Origin of the sequence: Finegoldia magna, assembly GCF_018371055.1 — a bacterium.
GTDB lineage: Bacteria > Bacillota > Clostridia > Tissierellales > Peptoniphilaceae > Finegoldia > Finegoldia magna_I.
This window is the reverse complement of sequence record NZ_JAGYZD010000116.1, coordinates 1-5,395: the sequence shown is the minus strand read 5'-3', so window position 1 is coordinate 5,395 and position 5,395 is coordinate 1. Positions and strand designations below refer to the sequence as shown.

Here is a 5,395-nt window from a genome sequence, read left to right as displayed (position 1 = left end):
ATGTCGATGTCAGTGATTGTAGCATCATTGTCTTTTTTGTTGTTTATCGAATCATTTCGTTGTGGCACATACAAATCAATGTCCACTTCTTTCTCTATAAATCTCGCCAAATCTTCAGTCCAACGAAACATTGCGTCGTTGAAGAAATGCGATGCAAAATATCCTTTCATTTTTCACCTCAATTAATTTTATCATAATAATTTACCTAAATTATATACCAAATGCACTTTAAATCCACACCCGCATTTTATTATATAGATAACAAGGAGGAGCTTATGATTAAATTAAATAACGTTAAAGTTCAATACAAAGACAAAATTGCTGTTGATATTAAAGATGAAATCGTCCTAGAAGATGCTCATAAAATAGGAATTATTGGATCAAATGGTGCAGGAAAATCCACGTTAATTAAGGCAATTTTGGGATTAGTTAATTATAGTGGGAGCATTTCAAGCGATATACCCAAAGAAAAAATTGCAGTTCACATGCAGTTTAACAATTATTCAGAAACGGTAAAAACAAAAGATATTATTCAAATGATTACTAATAAAAAAATAGAATCAGATGAAAATTTGATGGATTTAATAAAGTATTTCGATTTCGAAAAATTGCTTCACAAATCATTTAAAAAATTATCTGGTGGAGAAAAACAAAAACTCACTTTGATTTTGGTTATGTGGCAAAATTCTCCAGTCACTATATTTGATGAGGTAACAACAGGGCTAGATTTTGTAAGTCGACAATCATTAATGGAAAAAATAGTAGAATACTACAAAGACAAGTCAACAACAATCCTCATGGTTAGTCATTATTATCAAGAACTAGAGGATATTTGTGACAAATTGTTGTATTTACATGAAGGAAAAGTTCTTTTCTACGGAAAAAAAAGAGATATGTTCTTAAAATACTGTACAAGTTCAGTTATTCTAACCGAAAAAAACAACATAACAGAATCACTTATACCAAAAGATATAAGATTAGAAGCCATGGAAAACAAAATAGCTGCAGGATTTCATGATATAAATGCAGAGAAAAAATTGATATCCACTCTTGTGGATAATGATCAACAATTCGAACGTTTGAATGATTCTATTGAACTTACAGTTCTTAATGCATTGAAGAAGGAAGGAGCAAAATAATGAACAAATACATTTTTAAATTTGAGACAAAGTTACTTTTACAAAACTTTACAGGTTTATTTTTCGGAATGGTATTTCCAATATTGATGTCGTTTCTAATAATATCGGGACTCAAAGATATTCCTGCATCTCTCATTGATGAGGTAAAAAGAAGCATAGTTTTAACTATTAGTATTATAAGCCCACTTTCTATATTTTTAGTTGGATTATCAGCATTATTTGCTAAAGATTTGGAAGAAGGTGTATATGATAGGTTAGACTTGTTTTCAATTAATCATTTATCAATGGCAAAATACAAATTTATAGTCTATTATTTATTCTGGACTGTTTGTAATATTTTTTATTTTGGGGTTATGAAATACGCTTTAGGTGTTAATATTCCTTTAATATCAATAATAAAACACACAGGATTTGTAACTTTGATTGCTGTTGCTTCTTTTTTTATCGGATATTCTATATGTATATTCTTTAAAAAATTCTCTATTTCTTTTTCCCTTTCAATGGGAATATACTTTTTGAGTATGATACTAGGAGGAATGATGGGGATTCAAGTAGAAGATATGCCAAAAGGAATCAAGAAGATTGCACAATTAATTCCAATTAGTCACTTTTCTTCTATAGAATATGTGAATGAAGTCGCAAAAGGAGCAAAATTAAACTATTCATTCTTTCAATCTTTAATCGTATTAGTCTTATTATCATTAGTATTATTTACTATATCTATTTACAAAAACAAACGCAAATCGAACTAAAAACTACATTTTTTATCAACTTATTATATAATTATTATAGGATGTGATGGTATGAAAAAAATATTCTTTTTAGAAGACGAATTGCAAATAAGAGAGATTTTAACCGAATACATGAAAATAGCTGGATTTGATGTGTGTCAAAGTTCAAATGGCGATGAAGCGATTAAAATTTTGAGTAATAATAGTTTTGATGCTATCATCCTAGATATTATGGTCGAAGGAGAAAACAGCGGAATAGATGTATTAAGGTTTATACGAAATACTCCATCTATATCAAACTCAAACGTATTGATGCTGACTGCTCTTGACGATTTAAATACTCAAATTAGTGCTTTTGATCTGTATTGTGACGATTATATTGTCAAGCCAGTTCAGCCAATACTATTGATTAAAAAACTAGAAATGATAATGAAAAGAAGAAGTTTTTCACAAAACACTTCACGGGTGGGATTATCGTTAGATGAAGAAGGTTTTCGCGTATTATACAATGGAATGGATTTGAAATTAACAGTGACAGAGTTTCAAATTATGTCGTTGTTTCTAAACAATCCAACAAAAGTATTTTCAAGAGAAAATCTCATTAATTCTCTCTACAACACAGATTTTTATGGAAGCAGTAGAACTATAGATTCCCATATAAAAAATTTGAGGAAAAAACTACCCAAAGACTTTATTAAAACAGTTATAGGAGCGGGGTATAAGTTAAATGAAGAAGCCTAAATTAAATATTTCATCAAAAAATTTTCTCTATAATATCATCCTCACTCTCTTGATATGTACTATTATATTTTCCTATATGGCTTTTTATATGCCCAATGTATACTTAGAAAAAAAAATAGAATCAGCAGAGAATATTGCATCATCAGTTCATGATTCATTTATAAAAAACAAAAATTACAATAATCTAAATGAAATCGCAAAAGAGGGTATGTATTCATATTTTATTCCTAAAGGAAAAGATAAAGTTGTGTTTTCTGGTCTGCGATTTAATTTAAGTATGACAATTAAAAATGAAAATATAAAAAATCTTTTACGCTCTCTTGAAACCGATGAGTTCAAAGAGATAAATTCTAAAAATTCTGAAAGATTAATAAACCCTTTAATAAAAGAAGCAAAAAAAGAACTAGAAAAATACGTTATAATTGATAGTTACAGTAATATCAATAATGTATCAAAAGACACTTTTAGTATTAAAAGAAAGAATAATTCAATACTAATTAAAGCAGAGTCCAAAACAAAAGATTCTATCGCTACTAATCTTATTTTAATATCAAAACATTCTGAAGGAACTTATGTTTCTATATATCCTTATATATTTAACAGCATTTCCGATATAAAATCTACTGTGATTTCTGCATTTCCTGTGATTTTCTTGCTTATAGTAATGATAGTGTTCTTACTAAATAAAATCTACTCAAAATCAATAACACAACCAATTCTAAAGATGAATAATTTCACTAAAGTATCCAAAAACCAAAAAAACGCCAAATATGATTTGGAAATTCATACTAACGATGAGATCGAAGAACTTTCTAATAACTTGAAATCACTGTACGAAACACTAACTGAGAATTATAAAATATTAGAAAAAAACACGAAGAAAAAAGAAATCTTCATCAAATCTACATCTCACGAATTGAAGACACCTCTTCAAACTGCTATTTTATTGAATGATAGTATGATTGAAAAAATAGGAAAATACGAAGACACCGACAAGTACTTGCCAGAACTTAGGAAAAAATTATACCAAATTCAAATTCTAATAGATGATTTATTATTCATGAATAAAATTGATGAAAATCCGATAATGGAAAATTTGAAATTATCAGAGATAATGAGAGAATCCGTTAAAAATCATCATGATTTAATAACTGAGAAAAATTTAAAAGTAACGATTAAAGGAGAAAAATCCGACATAGTAGATTATGACCATTTCAGAATAATTTTTGATAACTTACTAAAAAACGCAATAGAGTACACAGATTTCGGAGGAAACATACGCTGCGATTTTAATGATGTTATTGAGATTTCGAACAACCCTACAACTGTAGATAAAATTCTTTTAAATAAAATCACTCACCCTTTCGTATCATCCACAAAAAATAAATCTAAAGGAATTGGAATGTATATCGTCGAAAACTTACTTGAAGATATGAATTATAAAATTAAAATAGCGTATTCAAACGAAACATTCACTGTGAAAATTTTAAAAACCAATTAATCTCGTAATCATTAACGAAAATATTAACTATGAGCTCAAATAATTGAAACAATGTGTTTATATGTGGTATCATAAAAATATATTTTAGGAGGTTCTCAATATGGAAAATTTAGATTTTTTAGAAGAAATTTTAATGACTTCTTCTCCATCTGGCGACACTAAAGTCGTTATGGAAAAAGTTAGAAAAAAATTCGAAGAATTAGGAAAAGTTGAAATCAACTTCACTAACAAAGGTGCAATGGTGGTTACTCTTCGTGGTGAAACTGACGAAAAACAATCTACATTTGCAGCTCACGTAGATACATTGGGATTAATGGTTAAAGAAATCAAACCTAACGGAAGATTAAAAACATTCTTAGTAGGTGGATACGCATACAACTCTGTTGAAAATGAATACGTAACTATCTCTACAATGTCTGGCAAAAAATACACTGGAACATGCTTAAACGACAAACAATCAGTTCACGTTTACGGCCCAGAAACTAAAAGCAACGAAAGAAACGCCAAGACTATGGAAATCAGAATCGACGAAAAGGTAGAATCAGCTGAAGATGTAAAAAAACTTGGAATTAACGTCGGTGATTTTATATATTTAGATTCAAGAACACAATTAACAGAAAGTGGATTCGTAAAATCAAGACACTTAGACGACAAAGCTTGCGTATACGTATTATATGAAACAGTAAGATATTTTGTAGAAAACAACATCACTCCAAAACACACACTTAACTTCTTCATCTCAAACTACGAAGAAGTTGGTCACGGTGCATGCTACGGAATTCCAGAAGAAACTGACGAATTCATCGTTGTAGACATGGCTGCTCCTGGAGATGGACAAACATCTTCTGAATTTAAAACAACTATCTGTGCAGCAGATTCTTCAGGCCCTTACGATTTGGAATTAAAAGAAAGATTGGTTAGAATTTGTGAAGAAAATAATATTCCTCACGCAGTTGACATCTACCCATTCTACAGTTCAGACGGATCAGCAGCATTAGAAGCAGGATATAATTTGAGAGTTGCTTTGATTGGCCCTGGTGTTGATGCATCACACGCAATGGAAAGAACTCACCAAGAAGGATTACAAGCATCTATCGATTTATGTATAAAATACATCGAAGACAAGAAATAAATTTTATCTTACTTTAAATAAAAAACCAAGAACGTATTAATAATCCAATACATTTGACCTGAACCCGTAAACACGGAATAATTTAATAATATTTTAAGCGGAATGTAATCTGTACATGACAGGGGACATTCCGTTTAATTTTGTTTTAATT

The 5,395-nt window shown here is 29.5% G+C and carries 5 protein-coding genes and 1 pseudogene; 5 read left to right on the top strand and 1 reads right to left on the bottom strand.

From position 1 onward, the window contains the following. Positions 1-170 (bottom strand): annotated as a pseudogene (locus tag KHW44_RS10120) (nucleoside 2-deoxyribosyltransferase); the annotation flags it as partial. Positions 171-275: 105 nt separating this feature from the next. On the opposite strand from KHW44_RS10120, the gene KHW44_RS06040 reads away from it, so the two are divergent. From KHW44_RS06040 to KHW44_RS06020, 5 genes are all read left to right on the top strand, one after another. Then, entirely contained in the window at positions 276-1,139 is an 864-nt protein-coding gene (locus KHW44_RS06040) for an ATP-binding cassette domain-containing protein (RefSeq protein ID WP_094205150.1), read from the top strand. Continuing rightward, positions 1,139-1,891, top strand: a complete 753-nt coding sequence (locus tag KHW44_RS06035; protein ID WP_094223051.1) for an ABC transporter permease — start codon at positions 1,139-1,141, stop codon at positions 1,889-1,891. Before KHW44_RS06040 ends, KHW44_RS06035 begins: the two co-directional genes overlap by 1 nt. Before the next feature lie 51 nt (positions 1,892-1,942). Beyond that, positions 1,943-2,611: a response regulator transcription factor gene (locus KHW44_RS06030; RefSeq protein WP_094205148.1), complete on the top strand. Its 669-nt coding sequence runs from the start codon at positions 1,943-1,945 to the stop codon at positions 2,609-2,611. A gap of 88 nt (positions 2,612-2,699) precedes the next feature. Further along, a complete protein-coding gene (locus KHW44_RS06025) occupies positions 2,700-4,112 on the top strand; it encodes a HAMP domain-containing sensor histidine kinase (RefSeq protein ID WP_304067188.1) in 1,413 nt (470 codons plus the stop codon). Between the two features lie 100 nt (positions 4,113-4,212). Continuing rightward, the gene (locus KHW44_RS06020) at positions 4,213-5,244 is read left to right on the top strand and encodes a M42 family metallopeptidase (RefSeq protein ID WP_304067185.1); all 1,032 of its coding nucleotides are present in this window, start codon (positions 4,213-4,215) and stop codon (positions 5,242-5,244) included. Positions 5,245-5,395 lie beyond the last annotated feature (151 nt).